Consider the following 20,246-nt stretch of genomic DNA (forward strand, 5'->3'; position numbering starts at 1 on the left):
CTGGCATAGTAAATATTTGCCGCTGATTAATGGCATATAATTTTGCATACTCCTAGTATTTTGCTAGGTTTTACCTACCTAAGAAAAGGAATACTCTGATGAAACTAGCGATTTTCGACTTAGATAATACCCTGATTGCTGGTGATAGCGACCATGCATGGGGAGAATTTCTGGTTGAACAAGGTTTAGTCGATGCGCAAGTCTATAAAGAAGCCAACGATAAGTATTATCAAGCCTACCTTGATGGCAGTTTAGATATTGAAGAATATTTAGGTTTTTCACTCAAGCCACTCACCCAATTAGCACCGGCCACTTTAGAAAAATTACATGCAGATTTTATGCGCAACAAAATACAACCTATGATGTTGCCAAAAGCCCAAGCTTTGCTAGCACAGCATCAACAAGCAGGGGATACCTTATTAATTATTACCGCTACTAACCGCTTTATTACCCAGCCGATTGCCCAAGCCTTGGGGGTGGCTCATTTGATTGCACCTGAGCCAGAACAAGATAGCCAAGGGCGTTATACTGGGCGTATTACAGGGATTCCTAGTTTCCGTGAAGGCAAGGTCGAACGCTTAAAGCTTTGGCTTGCTGAACAAAAAACGCCTTTTACCGCGCACTATTTTTATAGTGACTCTCATAATGACTTGCCCTTGTTGCTGCAAGTTGATCATCCTGTTGCTGTCGATGCAGACGCCAAACTGAGTGCTTATGCACAAGCCCAAGGTTGGCCACATATTTCTTTGCGTGATGCTTAATGCTGGAATTTATACTACTTTAGTTGTGCTTATTGGGGTTTGATATTGCAGCGCAGCTAAAATTAAAGTCAGCTAATAAACTGATTTTTATATGTATTTTATACAGGCTGCTATAAAGACAGGCTAGACATCCGTAGCCAACTTGGCGTACTTGATCCTAAGGACACACAGGATTTAGCGCCTAAGTTATTTTTTTGCCATAATAGGCGCACTTTTAAGGCACGACTTGGTAAAATACTGCCCACACCCAAAAACCTAAGGCTGCAGCCTGTGTGTATGCCGACCCAGTTCGGGGGATGTGATCTAAGGCTGGCGCCATCCTGTGGATAAGTATTGCCCTACGTTTAATGACAAACGTGGGGTTCATGTCTTGGCTATCCGTATTACCCTATGGTAGCGCAAGGCTTGCGAAGCTTTACCTAGTCATAAGCTAGGGCAAGATTTTTCTCACCAGCCAGTCACTTATGGGTTTATCGCTGATCGGCAGCAGCCGAAGGACACACTTAATAATGACGACGAATAACGAGAGCGCTGTGAATACGTACACTAACCTTAGCAATGCCCAGCTCATTGAACTGGCTATCCAACGGGGTGAAGGCACCCTCGCTGATAATGGTGCCCTAGTCGTGGCCACAGGTCAGCGTACCGGACGTTCCCCTATGGATCGTTTTATTGTCAATGAGCCAAGCACGTCCGATGCTATCGACTGGGGTTCGATCAATCGCCCTTTCTCAGCAGAGAAGTTCGATGCTTTGTGGGAGCGTGTAGAAGAGTATCTTAGCAAACAAGATACCTTTATTTCTGAGCTCCATGTAGGCGCAGATCCTGAGCATTATTTGCCGATCCGAGTGACCACAGAAACCGCATGGCATAACCTCTTTGGACGTAATTTATTCGTACGTCCAGAAGGCTATAATCCAAAAAGCAAAGGCGAGTGGCAAATTCTCAATGCGCCTAACTTTGTGTGTGAGCCAAGCCGTGATGGGACTAACTCCGATGGCTGTGTGATTTTGAATTTTGCCAAGCGCAAAGTGCTTCTTGCAGGCATGAAATATGCTGGCGAGATGAAAAAAGCCATGTTCTCTGTACAAAACTTCTTGTTGCCAGAAAAAGACGTCCTACCGATGCACTGTTCTGCCAACGTAGGTGAAGATGGCGAAACCACCTTATTCTTTGGGCTTTCCGGCACAGGGAAAACTACCTTATCCGCAGATCCGAGCCGTTACCTCATTGGTGATGACGAACACGGTTGGGGCAAGGGCACTGTCTTTAATATCGAAGGCGGTTGCTACGCAAAATGTATTGATCTATCAGCAGAAAACGAGCCTGTTATTTGGAACGCAATTCGTTTTGGTGCTGTGTTAGAGAATGTGATTCTTGATGAACGTCGTGTCCCTGATTATAACGATGACAGCTTGACGCAAAATTCCCGTGCTGCCTATCCACTAGAACACATTGAAAAACGTGTTTTAGAAAATCGCGCTGGTGAGCCTTCTGCCATTGTGTTTTTAACCTGTGATATGAGTGGTGTGTTACCGCCGGTCTCTATTTTGTCTAAAGAAGCGGCTGCCTATCACTTCCTTTCTGGTTATACGGCGAAAGTCGGTTCAACAGAAATGGGATCTTCCAGTGGTTTGGAAGCGACCTTCTCTACTTGTTTTGGTGCGCCTTTCTTCCCGCGTCCTGCGCACGTATACGCAGATTTATTGATTAAGCGTATTGAAGAGTTTGGCTCGCAGGTGTATTTGGTGAACACAGGTTGGACAGGCGGTGCTTACGGCCAAGGTGGTAACCGTTTCAGTATCCCAACCACGCGCGCGATTATCAATGCGGTGCAAACTGGTGTCTTGAAAGATGCTGAAATTGAGCAGCTACCAGGTTTGAACTTAAGTGTGCCTAAGCATATTCCTGGGGTGGAAGATCGTTTATTAAATCCACGTAATACTTGGGAAGACACCGCAGCTTATGATGCACAAGCAGCGCGCTTAGTGGCCCAGTTCGTGGAAAACTTCAAAAAATTCCAAGGGGTGGACGAAGCGATTATTGAAGCAGGCCCACAGATTAATCCTTAATTTTTTGTTGGATGCGAAAATGAAAAATCCGGGGTTTTAAAGCCCCGGATTTTTTTATGTCACTCCGTGACTTAGCCCGGAAGCTTAGGCTTATCTGTTTTCGATTTGATGCGCTCTCTGTGCCATTCTTGCTGGAGTTGCTGCGGCAAATCTTGCCCCTGCGTATTTTGTACACTCGGGCTTTGATGATGTAAGGCCACTTTAGAAAGCATATAGGCAGTGATAGGAGCACTAATCAATAGAAAAATCGCTACAAGGATCTCATGCACGCTCAAGCTGCCTTGTGCATAACTAAAATGCAGCATAGAGGCAATAAGCATCCCACCAACACCTAAAGTAGTGGCTTTAGTCGGCGCATGTAGACGGCTATAGAAATCAGGTAAGCGTGCTAAGCCAATCGAGCCAATAAAAGCAAAAACGGCCCCTAATAACAAAAAGAAAGCAACTAAAGCTTCTAGCCAAAAGGGTAAATGAACCTCAAAATGCATTGCTTTACTCCTGCACACTTATTCGATGATATCGCCACGCAATAGATACTTGCATACGGCAATCGTGCTTACAAAACCTAGCATGGCAATTAATAAAGCCGCCTCAAAATACAAGCCGCTGGCTGCAGATAAGCCGTATAAGATAATGAGGGCGATAGTATTAATGTACATGGTATCGAGCGCTAAAATGCGGTCGATGACCTCAGGGCCCACTAACAAGCGCCAAAAATTTAGCAGCAAAGATAAAGACAAGAGCACAAAGCCAACCCAAATCGCAAAAGTTAGCATGGGAAAATCTCCTGTAATGGGGCTTCGTAACGCGCTTTAATTTCTGCAATTAAGGCAGCTTCATCTGCGACATCTAAAGCATGGACCAAAATATAAGTTTTATCTGGTGCCACTTCAGTACTGACGGTGCCTGGCGTTAAAGAGATGGTACTGGCAAGAATGGTAATCGGATATTCTTGCGTTAAGCATAAGGGGATTTTGACAAAGGCTTGGCGCAAGGGACGTCTAGATAAAATCAAATAGGCGACATGAAAATTCGCCACCACGATATCCCAAAGCACCTTAAGAATGTAGCCTGCAAGTTTTAAGGGCTTGTGTAAATCAGGTTGCCGATCCCAAAAAGGATGAGTTAACAAGGGAATGACCACTGCCAAAATTCCCCCAAGCAAAATATGTCCCCAAGCAATACTTGAGTTGAGCAATAACCATAACACCCAGAGTAGCAAACTGAGCCAGGGTGTAGGCAACCAAGGCGTTTTTGGAATCATGGTGTGAGATCTCCAGGCACATGAAGTGGCAACAAGGTCTGAATCAGGGTATCGACTTGCATCAGGTGTTGTGCCGCAACTTGGGTATAGGCGGTGAGTTCTGCAGCCCACAAGGTTAATACCAAAGAGGCCGATAATAACAGCCCCATGCCAAACCAGTGTGCTTTAGGTGAACCTTGGGTTTCTGTGGCTTGTCCGTGGACACGCCAAAATAAGGTACTACCTGCGCGTGAGAAAATCACCAAGGTAGCCAAGCCAGAAAGGAGTGCGAGCGGCCAAAAGCCGAGCATCCAGCCGGCACTGGGCATGGTTTGCATTAACATGACCTTGCCCACAAAACCAGAAAATGGCGGCATCCCTGCGATACTTAAACCAGCGACCATAAAACAAGCACCTAAGGCTAAAGGCTGTGCGACTGGACGCGCAGCAACCACGCGTGAACCTGCTTTACCCCTTTGGTTGGCGATCATATCGACTAATAAAAACAAAGCGGCACTAATGAGGGTGGAATGCAGGGTATAGTATAAAACGGCTGCCAAGGCTTGGGCGTTGCCAATGGAGGTGACAGCCAGCAAAGAACCTACAGAAATGACCACAAGATGGGCCACTAGACGCCGCAGGTCCTGACTGGAAAGTACCCCTAAAATACCTGCCGCTATGGTGAGTAGGGCTAGTGGCCATAACCAGGCTTGCGCAAGTTGCGCGAGTTCTCCAGCATGTTCACCAAAAACCAAGCTAAAAATACGAATGATGGCGTATAAACCCACCTTGGTCATAATGGCAAACAAAGCCGCCACAGGTGCAGCGGCAGCGCTATAAGATTGGGGTAACCAAAAATGCAAAGGAAGCAAGGCCGCTTTCAGGCCAAAGACCACTAAAAGCAATAAGCCGCCAGCTGCAACTAAGGGCGCGGTGTCTTCTGGAAGATGCTGCACTTTAGCAGCCATATCCACCATGTTGAGCGTCCCTAAAGTGCCGTACAAAATGCCTAAAGCGAATAGAAAGAGTGCAGAGCCGACAAGGTTTAAAGTGACATAGTGTAAACCGGCGCGGGTTCTTTGTTTGGTGCCACCGTGCATTAAAAGTGCGTAGGAAGCAATCAATAAAACCTCAAAGAACACAAAGAGGTTGAAAACATCCCCTGTCAAAAAAGCACCTTGAATTCCCATCAATTGAAATTGGAACAAGGGCTGAAAATAAGCACCTTCGTTATCTTCTCCTGCACTGGCATATAAAAAAGTAGCAAAGGCTAAAATACTGGTGAGCATTACCAAAAGGGCATTCATGCGATCAAGCATCAACATGATCCCAAAGGGGGCTTGCCAATCGCCCATGGCATAAAAGCTCCATGGGGTTTGGGTCGCTTGATTAATCAGTGCCATAGCGAGCACTAATTGCACAATCAAGGACGCACCAGCAAATAAACGTTGCCGTGTTCGTGAGGTATTAATTGGTGGCAGCAACATGACCAAGCCAGTCAGCATGGGCACAAGAATCGGCAAGGTAATCAAATGACTCATGGGGTGTTCTCCTTGGCCTTTTGTGCTTTGGTATGTTGAGTGGATTTCTTACTGGTTTTAAGGGCTTGAGGGCTACGGCGTTTGCGTATTTGGGCTTTCATCCGCGCCGAGCCGTTAATATGATCACTACCTAAATCTGCACGGGCACGCAGGGCCAAAATAACCACAAAAGCCGTCATCGCAAAACCGATAACAATCGCTGTTAAAACCAGTGCTTGCGGTAAAGGATCGGCATAAGGGGCGCTGGCATCGACCACTGTGGTGTGATCTGGATATAAACCACCAGAGGCAAACAAGAATAAATTCACGGCATAGCTTAGCAAGGTTAAGCCCACAACGACGGGGAAAGTACGGCTACGCAGTAATAAGAAAATACCGCAGGTGGTCATCAGGCCAATAGAAAAAGCAACTAGAACTTCCATTGATTATTCCTCCGCTTGGCGTTGAGGACGCGCAACTGTGGTCATTTTGCCAAGATTGGCCAAGATCAATAAGGTGGCTCCAACGACAGTCAGATAAACTCCCAAATCAAAGGCAATCGCACTAGCGATCTCAAATTTGCCGACTAAAGGCCAGTGTAAATAATCAAACCAAGAGGTGAGGAAAGGACGATCAAATAACCAGCTGGCCATCCCTGTCATGGTAGAAATTAATACACCCCAAGCAATCATACGTTGGTATTTAAGATGCTGTAAGCGCGGTTGCAGCCAATCGACCCCGTGGGCGACATATTGCAAAATCATAGCCACTGCGGTGACTAAACCTGCAATAAAGCCACCGCCTGGCAAGTTGTGACCTCTTAGGAAAATATACACAGAGACCAAAAGGGCCAGTGGCAACAAGCTTTGTGACAGGGTTGCTAGCATCCGTGGATGACGTTCGACGGCCCAAGCACGGCCTTCGCCATCACTGGCAGGCATATATAAACGCAACCTGAGCAGGAGCTTGTAAATACCTAAGGCGGCAATCCCTAGTACCGTAATCTCACCCAAGGTATCGAAACCGCGAAAGTCCACCAAAATCACGTTGACTGCATTGGTACCACCACCGCCACTTTTGCTATTTTCGAGGAAGAAGTGGGAAATACTGTCCAAAGGACGTGTCATTAAGGCATAGCTGATCGAGCCAATAATCCCGCCAAAAACAGCCGCTAAGCCAAGATCCCGAACTAAACGTGATGGGCTGGAATCTGGGTGGCTTTTTTGTGGCAAGAAAAACAAGGCGAGCATAAGCAGAATGACGGTGACCACTTCAACGGCTAATTGGGTTAAAGCGAGGTCGGGGGCAGAAAAACGTGCAAAGGCTACAGAAACGACCAAACCCACTACAGAAAGCATCAACAAAGAGACCAAACGTTGTTGGTGCCAAATCACCGTTGCCACTGAACCCACAGCAAGGAGCACAAAGCCCATTAAAGAAACACCATCGAGCGGGTGTAACTCGCGTCCACCTTCTAAATGGTACAAATCAAGTAAGGGTGTGGCCGCCATAAGTAAGGCGAGACTCAGCAAAGCAAAAAGGTAGCGTTGGAAACTTTGATTATCGACTTTGGCTTGTAAGCTGACAGCCCAAGCAAGAAATTTTTGCATTTGTCGTTCGAAGGTTTCGCTAGCATCAAAACGTTCAAAGCGACTATGGAATAAAAAGAGGCGTTTGCGTTGGCTGTACAGGGTGATGCCCCCAATCAAAGCAATGACACTCATCAACAGTGGAAAGTTAAAACCATGCCAAATCGAAAGATTGTAGGTGGGAAGTTCTGTTGCTAACACAGCACCAGAGGCCATGCGTAATAAGCCATCTACAGTAAAACTTGGCAAAATTCCAACTAATAAGCACAGGGCAACCAAGATTTCGACAGGGATTTTCATGTAACGCGGTGGCTCATGCGGGGTGCGATCTAAACCAATGGGTTCCCCATTAAAAAAGACATCATGGATAAAGCGTGCTGAATAAGCGACCGAAAATACACCGGCTAACGTGGCTAATGCGGGAATCAACCAAGAAAGTCCGCCGAGGAGTTCTTGTTGTAAGGTTTCCGCAAAAAACATTTCTTTCGATAAGAAACCGTTCAGCAAAGGGACCCCTGCCATTGCTGCTGCAGCGACCATAGCCAAGGCTGCCGTATGGGGCATATAACGCCATAAGCCGTTGAGATAACGCATATCTCGGGTGCCACATTCGTGATCAATAATACCGGCGGCCATAAAAAGAGAGGCTTTAAAGGTCGCATGATTAATAATATGAAAAACGGCTGCAATCGCGGCTAACTGGGTATCTAAACCGAGTAGTAAGGTGATTAAACCTAGGTGGCTTACGGTGGAGTAAGCTAATAAACCTTTTAAATCATGCTTGTACAAGGCGAAGTAACCACCAACAAGTAAGGTGGCCATACCGACACTGCTGACAATCACAAACCAAAGCTCTGTACCTGCTAATGCAGGATACATGCGTGCGAGTAGGAAAATCCCTGCTTTGACCATGGTTGCCGAATGCAAGTAAGCACTGACGGGTGTGGGTGCTGCCATGGCATGAGGTAACCAAAAATGAAATGGGAATTGCGCTGATTTGGTGAAGGCACCTAAAAGCACACAAATCAAGATGGCAGGATACCAAGCATGTTCGCGGATCAGGTCGCCTTGTGCTAATACTTGGTCTAAATCATAACTGCCGACAACTTGGCCAAGCATTAAAAAGCCAGCGAGCAAAAATAAACCGCCGGCACCTGTAATGGTTAAAGCCATGCGTGCGCCGCGGCGTGCTTCTGATTTATGCCACCAGAAACTAATCAGTAAAAAAGAGCTAATACTGGTGAGTTCCCAGAACATCCATAACTGAATTAAATTACCTGAGAGGACAACGCCTAACATGGCGAGCATAAAGAGCATAAGGTAGCTATAAAAACGCGCCATAGAATCTTTTTCAGAAAGATAATAACGCGCATATAAGATAACAAGCAGGCCTATCCCTAAAATGAGTAAGGCAAATAACCAAGCAAGGCCATCAAGACGTACATGCCATTCAAGCCCTAAAGCAGGTATCCAGGTGGCACGACTGGCAAGTACTTGACCATCCGCAATACCGGGCAAGTTAAGAAATAAAATCAGTAAAGCGAGTGCGGGTGCTGCGGCTGTTGCCCAAGCGCAACGGGTACGCCCGTATTGATGAGCCCATAAAGGCACCAACACCCCTAACAGGGGTAAAATAAGCAAGGCTGAGAGGAGCATATCCACCTCGAAGGTTGGTTTAGTAGAACCTAAATTAATAACGCAAGTGCAGTTACTTTAACGCCTTCAATGCTTAGAACCTAGCGGTGGATCAGTAAAGAAAGGACGGCGTAACGCGCGCAAGGCAAGGACAGACCACAAACGCGGCCAGAGGCTTAAATAACCTAAGAGTACGCCTACACCAGCATAGACAGGCAAATAATTCCGAGAATGCAAGTGAGTATCCTATATGTGTGGTTTTGTAGCTGAAGTGCTTACAAATGCAAAAAAGATGCCTCAAAGGTACGTGAGTTTAAATCTGGGTACAAGATGCACATTGGGATTTGCACTTTCTGGTCAAATTGAAGGATGTTTCTCTTGATGATTCGCAAAATACGCCTGCCATTGTTGAGCTTGAAAACCCAGTAAGCCACCTTGTGTATCCTGATATAAGGGACGCTTAAGCAAGGTCGGATATTCTATTAATAAGGGAATCAGTGTTTGTTCGTTGAGGTCAGCTTTTTGTGCATCTGTTAATTGACGCCATGTGGTTGAGCGTTTATTAACTAAAGCTTGCCACCCAAATAAAGCAATCCAAGTCTGGATTAAATCTGCAGATAGGCCTTGTGTACGTATATCGTAGAAGGTGTAGGGAATCTGGGCTTGCTCTAACCAAGTGCGTGCTTTGCGTACTGTGTCACAGTTTGGGATGCCGTAAAGAAAGCTTTGCATAAGTTTTTCCTAATGCGTTAGCGTTTGACAAATAAAAAGCCCTTGGTTGTTGGTTTTGTGATCTAACAAAACCATCACCAAAGGCCTAGGAGGAGATAAGAAGCTAAAAAAATCAGCTAGATATCAATGCAAACCATAGAGGTAGCTAGCCACCGCTTCCATTTCAGCATCGCTCATTTTCGCAGCAATGGTACGCATCATAGCGTTAGGATCATTGTTACGCTCGCCAGTGGCAAATTTTTTCAGCTGAGTTACCGCATAGGTCGGATGTTGACCAGATACGGTCGGATAAGCCGCTAGTGCGTTACCCATACCTGTTGGGTTGTGACATGCAGTACAGGCAGGAATGCCTTTAGCCATATCACCTGCGCGATAAAGCTCACGACCTTTTTCGACTAGGGCAGGGTCAGCTTGACCTAGGTTTTTAGGCTTAGAGGCATAAAAAGCAGCGATATCTGCAATATCTTGATCGCTGAGGTGATCCACAATGCCGGCCATTTCTGGTACAACACGTGCGCCGTCGCGAATTTCGCGGATTTGTTTTGCTAGGTAGCTTTCATGCTGACCTGCAAGGTTAGGGAAAGTTGGAACCATGCTGACGCCTTCAGCGCCGTGACAAGCCGCACAGACTGCAGATTTTGCTTGCCCAGCTTGAGGGACGCCTGCTGCATGAGTATAACCAACCATACTCATGGTGACTGCCAAGCCTAAGAATAGTTTTTTCATCGCTAATCCAATCTTGCCGTTAATTATCGAAATTATTCACCCTTGACACCTAGGATCTTGCCTTACTCAACACAGGACGCGACCAAGCACGTACAGGCAAGCTTAAAGGCGCAAAGGCAGGTTAAAAGGACATGCAGGTCACGTTACCACAACCATGCGACATCGCAACATATTATTACTTAGCGGCCTCTGCCTGAGAATTAGAGGCAAGGGTAGCACTGGCATGAAGGTAGCAATTGCATGGAAATCAGCGGCCTAGCTTTGTTAGCATTCAGATGGCATGGATCCAGCTACATATGAACCCTGTGCTACCATACAAAAAGTGATGGCATTATATACTAATCGTTTTCCAAACTGGAATCCTGATTATCTCCCCTTTAGTTGTAGGGCGAGAAATAGGCCGTTTTTCTACTCGTTTCGGCTTTTTAAATAAGAGAATCTTCATCCCATGACTAGCTCACTAAAATATGCCAGTGCACAGTTTGTCACCAGCGCACCTAAATTAGCTTTGTGCCCGACAACCCCCTTAGCGGAAGTTGCTTTTGCAGGGCGTTCCAATGCTGGTAAATCAAGTGCAATTAATACGTTAGCGCGTAATAAATCGTTAGCCCGTACGAGTAAAACGCCAGGGCGTACTCAGCTGATTAATTTTTTCCAGTTAGGGACGCATCCTTATTATCTGGTAGATTTACCCGGTTATGGTTTTGCGAAAGTACCAGAAGCGGTCAAACAAAAGTGGCAGCGCCATTTAAGTGAGTATTTGCATCAAAGACATCAACTAAAAGGCGTCGTTTTGGTGATGGATATTCGCCATCCACTCACTGAGTTTGATCAAATGATGCTGCAATGGGCAGATGAACGCCATTTACCCTTGCATATTTTGCTCACCAAAGCAGATAAGTTGAAATCAGGTGCAGCTAAAAATGCACTCTTCCAAGTACAAAAAAGCCTTGCAGAAGCCGGTTGGGCGGATTTGGTGAGTGTGCAAAAATTTTCTTCTCTCAAGCGTGAAGGTATTCAAACCCTAGAACAGGTGCTAGATACTTGGTTGCTAGAAGCTGCAGTGCTTGAAAAAGAATGTGGCGTCGCTGGCGACACCACAGAAATTCCCAGTGGTTCTAATCAAGCCTAACCTTGATAAATAAAGGTGGTGAATAAGAGGTCTTCAACGACAGGGTGTTGTACCTCTTTTTCTAACGTTTGACGCACTTCCTCAAGTGCCTCTTTACGTAGACGTTCTTTACCCTCATTGGTGGTGACGCTTTCATCCGTTTGGCGGCTGAGTAACATCATTAACTGATTGCGCAATAAAGGTAGGTGCTGTTTGACCACATCTTCCGCTAAGCCGCCATTAGTGACCAGAGTAATATCGGTTTTTAGATATTTAAGACGCCCTTCGCCACCATAATTGACTACGAAAGAAGGTTCCAACTGGACATAAGTAATGGCACCTTCACCACCAGAGGCCGCTGCTTGCACACAAGGTGCACCAAAAAGCATAAGGATCAGTGCAAAAGGACTAAGGAACTTCTGCAATAAGTTGCGGTTGAAGGCAAGGGTATTTAAGGGGTGAGTTAATAAGCTTGGCATGTCAATACACTCCTGCAAGGCAGCATGATCAAAGTAAGATAAAATTTTGCCCATCATAAAGGAATTTATGCAAGCTTGCCCACGCTTATACAAGGTGATCGCCTGTGTTGAGAGCGAGTGTTTTTATTGAAATTTTTTAAGGAGACCTATTCGTGTCTATCCAAACAAGCCTATCTTGTCTCGTGGCTGGACTCAATCAACACCCAAGGCGTTGGCATCTATTAGGTATTGTGGTGTGTGTTTTTATGTTTGCGGTGGCTTTCTGGCTGCAATTTGTACTACAACTAGAACCTTGTCCGTTATGTATCTTGCAGCGTATCGCCTTATTTACGGCTTTGGTGTTATTTACCTGTTTAGCAATTTGGCAACCTAAAAACTGGTATTGGCATTTATTGCCCTCACTAGGGGGGCTTGCAGGTATTGTATTAGCAGGACGCCATTTATGGTTGCAATCTTTGCCTGCAGATCAAGTACCTGCTTGTGGTCCTGGATTGGATTATTTATTGGATGTTTTTCCTTTGTGGGATGTGCTTACAAGTATTCTCAGTGGCAGTGGTGAATGTGCGAAAATAAGCGCGGCTTGGCTTGGTTTATCTATTCCTGCATGGACCTTATTCGGTTTTGTTGCTTTAGTCGGCTTTAATGGAATCTTAGCTTGGCAGATAAAACGTCACACTTAACTGTTTGTGATCAAAGAAATGTCCAATAAGATCCTTTACTAAAACAATGCAAGAAAAATGTAGGCTTTCATCCACATTTGATTTGGATAAAGCTTGCAGTACAAAAATAACCCGAGTAATTTAGTAAGCTGATTTTTCTTGCAAGTTCACCAAAATGACAAATTTTAATGTGGCTTTTAGATACAAAAAGCGACTAGAGAATTGGTGCTGCGACCAATAAGTGTGTATATTCTGCAGTCTTCTCAAGCAGTTGAATCCTGCTTGGTCTTATACAATGAACTCAAGGTGATTTTCGGATGTTCAAGCCTTTTAAATCAGGGTTATTTGCCACCTTGTTGGCGACATTAGCACTTTATCAAACCCCTGCGAGCTTAGCGGCGGAAGCAGGTGCGCATTATCATCTAGGGATTACACAAATTGTTGAACATCCGTCCTTAGATGCGATCCGGCAAGGGATTTACGACGAATTAGCTGAGCGTGGTTACACACCAACGAATATCACATGGCACTATGAAAATGCGCAGGGCAATAGTGCAACCGCTGCGCAAATTGCACGTCAGTTCGCGGGTGCACAGCTTGATGCTGTGATAGGGATTAGCACACCTTCGGCGCAAACTTTGGCGGCTGCTGTGCGCAATACACCTATTATCTTTGCTGCAGTGACAGATCCTGTGGGTGCCAAGTTAGTTAGTGCCTTAGATCAGCCAGGGCTTTGGATTACAGGGACGACAGATCGCTTGGCTTTGGATCAGCATTTACAATTGGTGCTTGAACTGATTCCAGAAGCAAATCCCAAGCGTGTTGGTGTAATTTATAATCCAGGTGAAGCTAACTCAGTGGCTTCAGTCAAGGAGCTACAAACTGCGGCGCAGGCCGTACAAGTTGAGCTCGTGGAAGCTGCAGCAACCAAATCCTCAGAAGTCTTGATGGCGGCCCGTTCTTTGGTTGGGCGTGTTGATGCGATTTATTTACCGATTGATAATACGGTGATTTCCGCTTTAGAAGCTGTGATTAAAGTAGCAGAGCAAGCGGATCTTCCTTTAGTTACAGGGGATACAGATTCAGTAAAGCGTGGTGCTTTGGCTGCGGTAGGTTTCAATTATTATCAAGTGGGACGCCAAACTGGAATTATGGTGAGTCGTATTTTAGCGGGGCGCTCCCCACAAGAGTTACCAGTGGAAACTGTAGATAAGTTAGAACTGCATTTAAATTTAGATGCAGCAGAGAAAATGCAAGTGAATTTGCCTGATGCTTTAATTCAGCAAGCACAGCAAATTTACGCCCAACCTAAATAATCATCTGATTTATTGCCACGGCTGAGCGGACTTGGAAGACTTTCTAAGTCCGTTTAACGTTTTGGCGTTTGCTACTAAGGAGATGCGTATTCGCCATGAGCACTATTGCATTTTTTGGGGCGATTGAAACCGGGCTTATTTTTGCATTAGTTGCCTTTGGTGTTTTTATTGCGTTTCGTGTATTGAATTTTCCTGATTTAACCGTGGATGGCAGTTTTCCATTGGGTGCAGCCGTGGCTGCAAGTCTTATTGTCGCAGGTTATCATCCTTGGTGGGCAACTTGTATTGCGATGGGAGCAGGCTTTGTTGCAGGCAGTGTTACTGCTTGGTTAAATGTGCGCTTACAAATTCTGCATTTATTAGCCTCAATTTTGACCATGATCGCTTTGTACTCAATCAACTTGCGTATTATGGGACGTCCTAATATTGCCTTATTAGGTGAAACCACTGTACTGACCCCTTGGGAAGCTTTGCCACTTCCTTATTATTTAATTGCACCTTTATTTCTTGCTTTAGTTGTCGCGCTGATTTGCTGGGGTTTGATTGCTTTTATGCACTCAGAAACAGGCTTGGCAATGCGTGCAGCGGGTGCAAATCCGCGTATGGCACGCGCGCAAGGCGTGAATACTGGGTACTTAACTATCTTGGGGATAGGCTTGGCGAATGCTTTAGTCGCTTTAGCTGGTGCTTTTTTTGCGCAAACGCAAGGTAGTGCGGATGTGACTATGGGTGTTGGGGTGATTGTTGTTGGTTTAGCGGCTGTGATAGGTGGTGAAGCCTTAATAGCGACAACCAGCTTAGCACGTTGGGTTGTGGCTGTTTTAATCGGTGCTCTGGTGTACCGTCTAGCAGTCGCTTTGGCATTGAATACAGATGCTTTAGGACTACAGGCGCAAGATTTAAACCTAGTGACTTCTGTGTTAGTAACCTTAGCCATTGTTGCCCCTCGCTTTAAAAAGCCCCTAAGTAAAAGGTGAGAGAAGATGCTACGTATTGAAGGCTTGAGCCTAGTATTCCATCCTAATACTCCCTTACAAAAGCAAGTATTTAAGGATTTTAACTTAAGTATTCCTCATGGCCAGTTTGTCACTTTGATTGGCAGTAATGGTGCAGGTAAATCAAGTTTATTAAATGCGATTGCTGGTGAAGTCCATCCCCAAGCGGGGCGTTTATATGTTGGGGAACGAGATATTAGTGCACTGGCAACACACCAAAGAGCACCTTGGATTGCACGTGTGTTTCAAGATCCCATGGCAGGAACTTGCGAACACTTAAGTATTGAAGAAAACCTTGCCCTCGCGATTAAGCGTGGTCAAAAACGACATTTAAACCGTGCATTAAAATATGAGTATAGGCAGATTTTTTGTGAGCGTTTGGCATCCTTAGGTTTAGGATTAGAAAATCGTTTGCAAGATTTAATGGGACAGCTGTCAGGTGGGCAGCGTCAAGCTGTAAGCTTATTAATGGCCACGTTACAGCCGCTAGATATTTTATTGTTGGATGAGCATACAGCAGCATTAGATCCTAAAACAGCAGCTTTTGTACTTAATTTAACGGCACAAATTGTTAAACAACAAAATTTAACTGTCTTAATGGTCACTCACTCTATGCGCCAGGCTTTAGCTGTTGGTGATAGAACGCTTATGTTACATGAAGGTAAGCTAGTATTTGACGTTTCGGGTGAACAAAGAAAAGCGCTGGAAGTAAAAGATTTATTAGCTTTGTTTTCACATAATGTTGGTGAAGAACTCAGCGATGATGCTTTGCTTTTAGGATAATCTTTATTGATAAGATGAAGTTCATAGGCTACAAATATAAAAGTCACAAGATAACTTGTCATTTATAGGTAAAAAAGTGTATTATTTGCCGCTGAACGTGATTTGAGTTTAAACCCCTCTAGTGTTTCGCATTTTATATCTTTTTTTAGTGATATTTGTCACAGAATTAGTTGGTGTATGACACTAGAAAACGAGATTCACTGTATTGCAAATATCCAGAATGATCTGGTTAAAGTAAGATTTCCCCAATATTGGGGCGCTGTTGATACTGATGTTGAGTATGAACTGCGAGGATAGGTACTCTGATTGGATTCTTGAATACTAAACCCTTATGAATTGAAGGATAACATCCGATGAATAAAAAGAAGTTGAAGGATTATTTAGAAACTGAGCGTCTATTAAAGCAACTTGGCGCCCAATTGCGTGAGCTAGAAAATAGCACAGAATTGCAGCAAGAGTTGGAATTTAAAAAGCAGTTAGAAGAGTTAATGGACACTTACGGTTTTGGTCCTCAAGATGTGATTGAAGTCTTGTGTCCAAACGAAGCGCCTAACGTAGCCGTTGCTGCAGCTCCTGTACGCAAGCGTCGTACTCGTAAAGAAAAAGTTTACCGTAATCCACACACCAATGAAGAAATTGCGATTCGTGGCGGTAACCACAACATCTTTAAAGCGTGGAAAAAAGAATACGGTGCAGACACTGTAGAAAGCTGGCTGGTAGAAGAGCGCGCTTAAGCCTTATTTCCACACAATTGAGCAGTTTATATCCCCGTCGGGCAGGTGCCTTGCGGGGATTTTTTATGTGTTAATAAAAAGTGTAACTAAAAATTTTTGTTGTTCGCGGTTATTGGCACTTTTTGTTAAATTATATGTTTAAATAGCACAACAAAAATCTTTTGTACAAAACACTTTGTTGTAAACTCCTGATAGCAGGGTTTTTATTTTGGACGCACTGCCAAGTGAGGTCGATCATGGCGGATACGAGTAAACGCATCCTGGTTGTGGATGATGAACCCATGAATATCAACTTGCTCGTCGAGTTGCTCAAGCCTGATTATCGTCTGCTAGTAGCGAAAAGTGGTCCACAGGCTTTGCAAAGAGTGCAAGGTGAAGTATTGCCTGACCTGATTTTACTTGATGTGATGATGCCGGAGATGGATGGCTATGAAGTTTGCCGTCAGCTTAAAAGTCATCCAAGGACACAGCATATTCCGGTAATTTTTGTGACCGCAATGAGTGCTGATGAAGATGAAACCAAGGGGTTTCAGCTTGGTGCAGTAGATTATGTGACCAAACCCATTAGCCCAAGCGTGGTGCGTGCTCGTGTGCGCACACATCTGGAATTACGTGAAGCGCGTCAGATTTTAGAAAATCAGAATGTTGTACTAGAAGAGAAAGTCAAAGAACGCACACAAGAGTTATTAAAAGTGCAAGCGGTAACAATACGTGCCATGGCTTCGCTTGCAGAAACACGCGATAACGAAACGGGTAACCATATTCGACGGACTCAATATTACGTTAAGGCCTTAGCCGATTATTTAAGTCAGCAGCCTAAATTTGCTGGGGAGCTCACTCCAGAAACGATAGAGTTGCTATTTAAATCAGCGCCCTTACACGATATTGGCAAAGTGGGGATTCCGGATCATATTTTGTTAAAACCTGGACGCCTGACCGAAGACGAATTTGCGATCATGAAGCTGCATGCTGTTTATGGTCGTGATGCGATTTTAGCGGCAGAACAAGAACTTGGCGAAGATAAACCCAGTTCTTTTTTACGTTTTGCGCGTGAAATTGCTTATGGTCACCATGAAAAATGGGATGGGAGTGGTTATCCACAGGGGTTAGCACGAGAAGCAATCCCTATCTCAGCGCGTTTAATGGCGGTAGCAGATGTATATGACGCTTTGATCTCGAAGCGGGTTTATAAAGCGCCTTTCTCTCATGAAGAAGCCTGCCGCTTGATTTGTGAAGGCCGAGGCAGTCACTTTGATCCAGATATGGTGGATGCGTTTGTGACTTTACAAGAAACATTTCGTGAGATAGCTGCCAAGTATACAGATGGTGATTAATCACCAAAAAACGTTAATATAAAAGAATATCTTTCTAGGTTCCTGTACTTTCAGGGCATAAAGATTTCATCCTAGTCAAAGGAGGCTCAAGGATGCCTATTACTCAAGGTTTACGTACTTGGTTGTTGCTTTCCTTATGTCTGCCTTGGTTAGTGGCTTGTCAAAGTGGCCAAGAGCCAACTCAGGTGTGGGAAAATGCTGTGCAAGGTAGTTATGATGCTGCCCTCTCAGCAGAAGGCACGCATCTTTTAATTGCTTCCATTTATCATGGTGGGAGTTTGTGGCGTATACAAGATCACGCACGTTTGTTTAATTGGAATCACAAAGACGAGTACTCTGTTTTGGATCAAGTGACGCTTAGCCCAGATATGCGGTTGGGTGCCACTGCACGTGAACGTGATATGGTGCTTTGGAATGCGCAAACAGGGCAATCGATGGCTTTTGTTAGCTTGCCAGATCAAATTACTGATCTGGCCTCAGGTGGTCAGTATATTGCTGCAGGTATGGCAGATGGCGGGGTGCTGGTCAGTAATCCACAAGGTCAGGGTATTTGGCAAACGCGCTTACCTGAGCGGATTAGTAAAATCGCTATGAGCCAAGACGGTCGTTGGCTTGCTGCAGGTGCTCGTGATGGCACAGTGAAGCTCTGGTACTTTAGCCAGCAGACTCCTATGCAGGCCCAAGAGATCGCAAGTTTAACGCTTGATAACCAGATCCGTACATTGGCGATTAGTGCACAAGGGGAACGTTTATTTGCTGGTGCGCAAGGCGGACAAGCGCAGCTTATTGATTTACAGGCACAACAACAGTGGGATTTAAGTGCCAGCAAATGGGGCGCTAATGGTGGCGTGAGCTATACGAGTGCACGTTTTGCACAGGATCCCAGCCGTTTGGTGATAGGAACAACCACAGGTTTGATTAAAGAGTTTATCCATGATCAAGTACAACAAACCTGGCAAGCAACGCGCAAAGATCCTTGGAAGCCTTCTGGGGTCGTGATTTTAGATGTCGCCTATGGCCGTGACGGACGCATTTATGCAGCCGGTTCGAACGGTTGGAGTTATCAACTTTGACCTACCTACCGGCTGAAAGGGATCTTGAGCTACCAAAGCAGACGAGAAAAGTTATCCTCCAAATAGGAGGATAGCTTGTTGAACAATTAAGAAAAAATTGCTTGCAAGATAAAGAAGAAGATAATTGCGAGCGTTGCGCCTGCTGGTAGGGTAACAATCCAAGAAATAAAAATTGTATGGACCATACGCAAGTTTAAGGCACTTATACCACGTGCCAAGCCGACACCTAATACAGCGCCCACAAGTGTGTGTGTGGTTGAAATAGGTAGGCCAGTACCAGAGGCAATCACGACAGTAATGGCGGCAGCTAAGGTTGCTGCAAAACCACGGCTGGGTGTGAGTTCAGTAATATTGTTGCCTATGGTAGCAATGACTTTATGCCCATACATGACCAAACCGGCCACAATCCCTAAAGCGCCCAACAGCAAAATCCATGCAGGAATACCTGTTTTACCAACAACCAACCCCCCAGAGTTCACCACTCCGACCACTGCTGCTAAAGGACCAACGGCATTGGCGACATCATTGGAGCCGTGTGCAAATGCCATGGCACATGCAGTGAACATCATTAAAACACCAAAAACGCGCTCAACATTGGATAAAGGGCAGTCGGGTGTTTGTGTGTCTTGGCGTTTTACTTTGCGCTCCAGCAGGACGCCAATAAAAGTGACAAAAGCACCCACTAACATGGCATAGAATAAGCTTTCGACAAAGCTTAAATGCAGGCCGACATGCTTAAGTCCCTTAGTAAAGGTGACCATAGCGACAATAAAGCCCACTAAATACATGTAGATAGGTACATAACGTTTGGCATTTGCAAAAGGATCGTGTGCGTTGAGAATTAAACGCTGTACGCTATAAAAAAGTGCAAACGCAATCGCGCCGGACATTAAAGGTGAGACAATCCAACTGGCAGCAATCGTACCCACTTTTTCCCAATGGACGGCATCGAAAGAAATCCCTACAGCAGCAAAACCTACAATCGCCCCCACAATAGAATGTGTGGTAGAAACAGGCCAACCTCTGTGTGATGCGATTAATAACCAAATCCCTGCGGCAAGTAAAGAAGCCAACATACCATACACAAGCAGCTCGGGTTGAGGGGCTAAAATTTCCGCATCAATAATGCCCTTGCGTATGGTGGCTGTTACCTCTCCACCGGCTAACCAAGCGCCCGCAAACTCAAAAATAATCGCAATAATAATCGCTTGGCGTATAGTGACTGCTTTGGAACCAACAGAGGTACCCATCGCATTTGCCACATCGTTGGCCCCAACCCCCCAAGCCATGAAAAAGCCGAAGATGCAGGCCAGTACAATAAAGGTATTGGCATGTTCAATAAGGATCGACATAAAAAAACCGCTAATAAAATGAAAGAATCAGGCTGCGCTTGCTCTTTAAAGGGATTTACCCAGTAGGTAAAGAAGATTTTTTGTACCTAGTCAGGCATCCTTAGCAGAGCGATAACCAGCGTGGAGCTGAAC

At 45.1% G+C, this 20,246-nt stretch carries 21 protein-coding genes; 10 read left to right on the forward strand and 11 right to left on the reverse strand.

From position 1 onward, the window contains the following. The first annotated feature begins 98 nt into the window (after nucleotides 1-98). The gene (locus tag BMX05_RS02725) at nucleotides 99-761 is read left to right on the forward strand and encodes a histidinol-phosphatase (RefSeq protein ID WP_093308431.1); all 663 of its coding nucleotides are present in this window, start codon (nucleotides 99-101) and stop codon (nucleotides 759-761) included. A 509-nt stretch (nucleotides 762-1,270) separates the two neighbouring features. Further along, on the forward strand, nucleotides 1,271-2,833 hold the full coding sequence (locus BMX05_RS02730) for a phosphoenolpyruvate carboxykinase (RefSeq protein WP_093308432.1): 1,563 nt from the start codon (nucleotides 1,271-1,273) through the stop codon (nucleotides 2,831-2,833). Nucleotides 2,834-2,904: 71 nt separating this feature from the next. Here the strand turns inward: BMX05_RS02730 and BMX05_RS02735 are convergent, their stop codons facing one another. The 9 genes from BMX05_RS02735 to BMX05_RS02770 form a co-directional block, all read right to left on the reverse strand. Beyond that, on the reverse strand, nucleotides 2,905-3,321 hold the full coding sequence (locus BMX05_RS02735; protein ID WP_093308433.1) for a Na+/H+ antiporter subunit G: 417 nt from the start codon (nucleotides 3,319-3,321) through the stop codon (nucleotides 2,905-2,907). 18 nt (nucleotides 3,322-3,339) lie between these two features. Next, entirely contained in the window at nucleotides 3,340-3,609 is a 270-nt protein-coding gene (locus BMX05_RS02740) for a K+/H+ antiporter subunit F (protein WP_093308434.1), read from the reverse strand. After that, entirely contained in the window at nucleotides 3,603-4,097 is a 495-nt protein-coding gene (locus BMX05_RS02745) for a Na+/H+ antiporter subunit E (RefSeq protein ID WP_093308435.1), read from the reverse strand. Before BMX05_RS02745 ends, BMX05_RS02740 begins: the two co-directional genes overlap by 7 nt. Next, complete coding sequence (locus tag BMX05_RS02750; protein ID WP_093308436.1) at nucleotides 4,094-5,617, reverse strand: monovalent cation/H+ antiporter subunit D; 1,524 nt, start codon at nucleotides 5,615-5,617, stop codon at nucleotides 4,094-4,096. Before BMX05_RS02750 ends, BMX05_RS02745 begins: the two co-directional genes overlap by 4 nt. Then, on the reverse strand, nucleotides 5,614-6,039 hold the full coding sequence (locus tag BMX05_RS02755) for a Na+/H+ antiporter subunit C (protein WP_093308437.1): 426 nt from the start codon (nucleotides 6,037-6,039) through the stop codon (nucleotides 5,614-5,616). Before BMX05_RS02755 ends, BMX05_RS02750 begins: the two co-directional genes overlap by 4 nt. A gap of 3 nt (nucleotides 6,040-6,042) precedes the next feature. Continuing rightward, on the reverse strand, nucleotides 6,043-8,841 hold the full coding sequence (locus BMX05_RS02760) for a monovalent cation/H+ antiporter subunit A (RefSeq protein ID WP_093308438.1): 2,799 nt from the start codon (nucleotides 8,839-8,841) through the stop codon (nucleotides 6,043-6,045). 66 nt (nucleotides 8,842-8,907) lie between these two features. Beyond that, nucleotides 8,908-9,057: a hypothetical protein gene (locus tag BMX05_RS12450; protein ID WP_177166756.1), complete on the reverse strand. Its 150-nt coding sequence runs from the start codon at nucleotides 9,055-9,057 to the stop codon at nucleotides 8,908-8,910. 120 nt (nucleotides 9,058-9,177) lie between these two features. Then, nucleotides 9,178-9,552 (reverse strand): ArsC family reductase, encoded by a 375-nt coding sequence (locus BMX05_RS02765; RefSeq protein WP_093308439.1) that lies wholly within the window; start codon nucleotides 9,550-9,552, stop codon nucleotides 9,178-9,180. A 123-nt stretch (nucleotides 9,553-9,675) separates the two neighbouring features. Next, on the reverse strand, nucleotides 9,676-10,278 hold the full coding sequence (locus BMX05_RS02770) for a c-type cytochrome (RefSeq protein ID WP_093308440.1): 603 nt from the start codon (nucleotides 10,276-10,278) through the stop codon (nucleotides 9,676-9,678). A 448-nt stretch (nucleotides 10,279-10,726) separates the two neighbouring features. On the opposite strand from BMX05_RS02770, the gene yihA reads away from it, so the two are divergent. After that, complete coding sequence (gene yihA, locus BMX05_RS02775) at nucleotides 10,727-11,410, forward strand: ribosome biogenesis GTP-binding protein YihA/YsxC (protein ID WP_093308441.1); 684 nt, start codon at nucleotides 10,727-10,729, stop codon at nucleotides 11,408-11,410. Here yihA and BMX05_RS02780 read toward each other — a convergent pair. Further along, the gene (locus tag BMX05_RS02780; RefSeq protein WP_177166757.1) at nucleotides 11,407-11,868 is read right to left on the reverse strand and encodes a flagellar basal body-associated FliL family protein; all 462 of its coding nucleotides are present in this window, start codon (nucleotides 11,866-11,868) and stop codon (nucleotides 11,407-11,409) included. The genes yihA and BMX05_RS02780 overlap by 4 nt on opposite strands. Before the next feature lie 152 nt (nucleotides 11,869-12,020). Here BMX05_RS02780 and BMX05_RS02785 point away from each other — a divergent pair, with 152 nt between their 5' ends. From BMX05_RS02785 to BMX05_RS02815, 7 genes are all read left to right on the forward strand, one after another. After that, nucleotides 12,021-12,548 (forward strand): disulfide bond formation protein B, encoded by a 528-nt coding sequence (locus BMX05_RS02785; RefSeq protein WP_245710401.1) that lies wholly within the window; start codon nucleotides 12,021-12,023, stop codon nucleotides 12,546-12,548. 296 nt (nucleotides 12,549-12,844) lie between these two features. Continuing rightward, nucleotides 12,845-13,843 (forward strand): ABC transporter substrate-binding protein, encoded by a 999-nt coding sequence (locus BMX05_RS02790; RefSeq protein ID WP_093308443.1) that lies wholly within the window; start codon nucleotides 12,845-12,847, stop codon nucleotides 13,841-13,843. Nucleotides 13,844-13,938: 95 nt separating this feature from the next. After that, a complete protein-coding gene (locus tag BMX05_RS02795) occupies nucleotides 13,939-14,820 on the forward strand; it encodes an ABC transporter permease (RefSeq protein ID WP_093308444.1) in 882 nt (293 codons plus the stop codon). 6 nt (nucleotides 14,821-14,826) lie between these two features. Next, nucleotides 14,827-15,621, forward strand: a complete 795-nt coding sequence (locus tag BMX05_RS02800) for an ABC transporter ATP-binding protein (protein ID WP_093308445.1) — start codon at nucleotides 14,827-14,829, stop codon at nucleotides 15,619-15,621. 353 nt (nucleotides 15,622-15,974) lie between these two features. After that, a complete protein-coding gene (locus BMX05_RS02805; RefSeq protein WP_093308446.1) occupies nucleotides 15,975-16,355 on the forward strand; it encodes a histone-like nucleoid-structuring protein, MvaT/MvaU family in 381 nt (126 codons plus the stop codon). 236 nt (nucleotides 16,356-16,591) lie between these two features. Then, nucleotides 16,592-17,689 carry a response regulator gene (locus tag BMX05_RS02810; RefSeq protein WP_093308447.1) on the forward strand — a complete coding sequence of 366 codons (1,098 nt, stop codon included), beginning with the start codon at nucleotides 16,592-16,594 and terminating at the stop codon, nucleotides 17,687-17,689. Between the two features lie 92 nt (nucleotides 17,690-17,781). Next, nucleotides 17,782-18,762 (forward strand): WD40 repeat domain-containing protein, encoded by a 981-nt coding sequence (locus BMX05_RS02815; protein ID WP_093308448.1) that lies wholly within the window; start codon nucleotides 17,782-17,784, stop codon nucleotides 18,760-18,762. A gap of 86 nt (nucleotides 18,763-18,848) precedes the next feature. Here the strand turns inward: BMX05_RS02815 and BMX05_RS02820 are convergent, their stop codons facing one another. Beyond that, nucleotides 18,849-20,114 carry an inorganic phosphate transporter gene (locus BMX05_RS02820; protein WP_093308449.1) on the reverse strand — a complete coding sequence of 422 codons (1,266 nt, stop codon included), beginning with the start codon at nucleotides 20,112-20,114 and terminating at the stop codon, nucleotides 18,849-18,851. Between the last annotated feature and the right edge of the window lie 132 nt (nucleotides 20,115-20,246).

The organism is Allopseudospirillum japonicum (genome assembly GCF_900108915.1).
In the GTDB taxonomy this organism is placed as follows: Bacteria; Pseudomonadota; Gammaproteobacteria; order Pseudomonadales; family Halomonadaceae; genus Pseudospirillum; species Pseudospirillum japonicum.

Coding starts and splice junctions, on each gene's coding strand:
- yihA (WP_093308441.1), top strand. CDS start 10,727: ATGACTAGCTCACTAAAATATGCCAGTGCACAGTTTGTCACCAGCGCA.
- BMX05_RS02770 (WP_093308440.1), bottom strand. CDS start 10,278: ATGAAAAAACTATTCTTAGGCTTGGCAGTCACCATGAGTATGGTTGGT.
- BMX05_RS02820 (WP_093308449.1), bottom strand. CDS start 20,114: ATGTCGATCCTTATTGAACATGCCAATACCTTTATTGTACTGGCCTGC.
- BMX05_RS02760 (WP_093308438.1), bottom strand. CDS start 8,841: ATGCTCCTCTCAGCCTTGCTTATTTTACCCCTGTTAGGGGTGTTGGTG.
- BMX05_RS02810 (WP_093308447.1), top strand. CDS start 16,592: ATGGCGGATACGAGTAAACGCATCCTGGTTGTGGATGATGAACCCATG.
- BMX05_RS02765 (WP_093308439.1), bottom strand. CDS start 9,552: ATGCAAAGCTTTCTTTACGGCATCCCAAACTGTGACACAGTACGCAAA.
- BMX05_RS02735 (WP_093308433.1), bottom strand. CDS start 3,321: ATGCATTTTGAGGTTCATTTACCCTTTTGGCTAGAAGCTTTAGTTGCT.
- BMX05_RS02745 (WP_093308435.1), bottom strand. CDS start 4,097: ATGATTCCAAAAACGCCTTGGTTGCCTACACCCTGGCTCAGTTTGCTA.
- BMX05_RS02750 (WP_093308436.1), bottom strand. CDS start 5,617: ATGAGTCATTTGATTACCTTGCCGATTCTTGTGCCCATGCTGACTGGC.
- BMX05_RS02740 (WP_093308434.1), bottom strand. CDS start 3,609: ATGCTAACTTTTGCGATTTGGGTTGGCTTTGTGCTCTTGTCTTTATCT.
- BMX05_RS02805 (WP_093308446.1), top strand. CDS start 15,975: ATGAATAAAAAGAAGTTGAAGGATTATTTAGAAACTGAGCGTCTATTA.
- BMX05_RS02800 (WP_093308445.1), top strand. CDS start 14,827: ATGCTACGTATTGAAGGCTTGAGCCTAGTATTCCATCCTAATACTCCC.
- BMX05_RS02780 (WP_177166757.1), bottom strand. CDS start 11,868: ATGCCAAGCTTATTAACTCACCCCTTAAATACCCTTGCCTTCAACCGC.
- BMX05_RS02755 (WP_093308437.1), bottom strand. CDS start 6,039: ATGGAAGTTCTAGTTGCTTTTTCTATTGGCCTGATGACCACCTGCGGT.
- BMX05_RS02730 (WP_093308432.1), top strand. CDS start 1,271: ATGACGACGAATAACGAGAGCGCTGTGAATACGTACACTAACCTTAGC.
- BMX05_RS02725 (WP_093308431.1), top strand. CDS start 99: ATGAAACTAGCGATTTTCGACTTAGATAATACCCTGATTGCTGGTGAT.
- BMX05_RS02815 (WP_093308448.1), top strand. CDS start 17,782: ATGCCTATTACTCAAGGTTTACGTACTTGGTTGTTGCTTTCCTTATGT.
- BMX05_RS02790 (WP_093308443.1), top strand. CDS start 12,845: ATGTTCAAGCCTTTTAAATCAGGGTTATTTGCCACCTTGTTGGCGACA.
- BMX05_RS02795 (WP_093308444.1), top strand. CDS start 13,939: ATGAGCACTATTGCATTTTTTGGGGCGATTGAAACCGGGCTTATTTTT.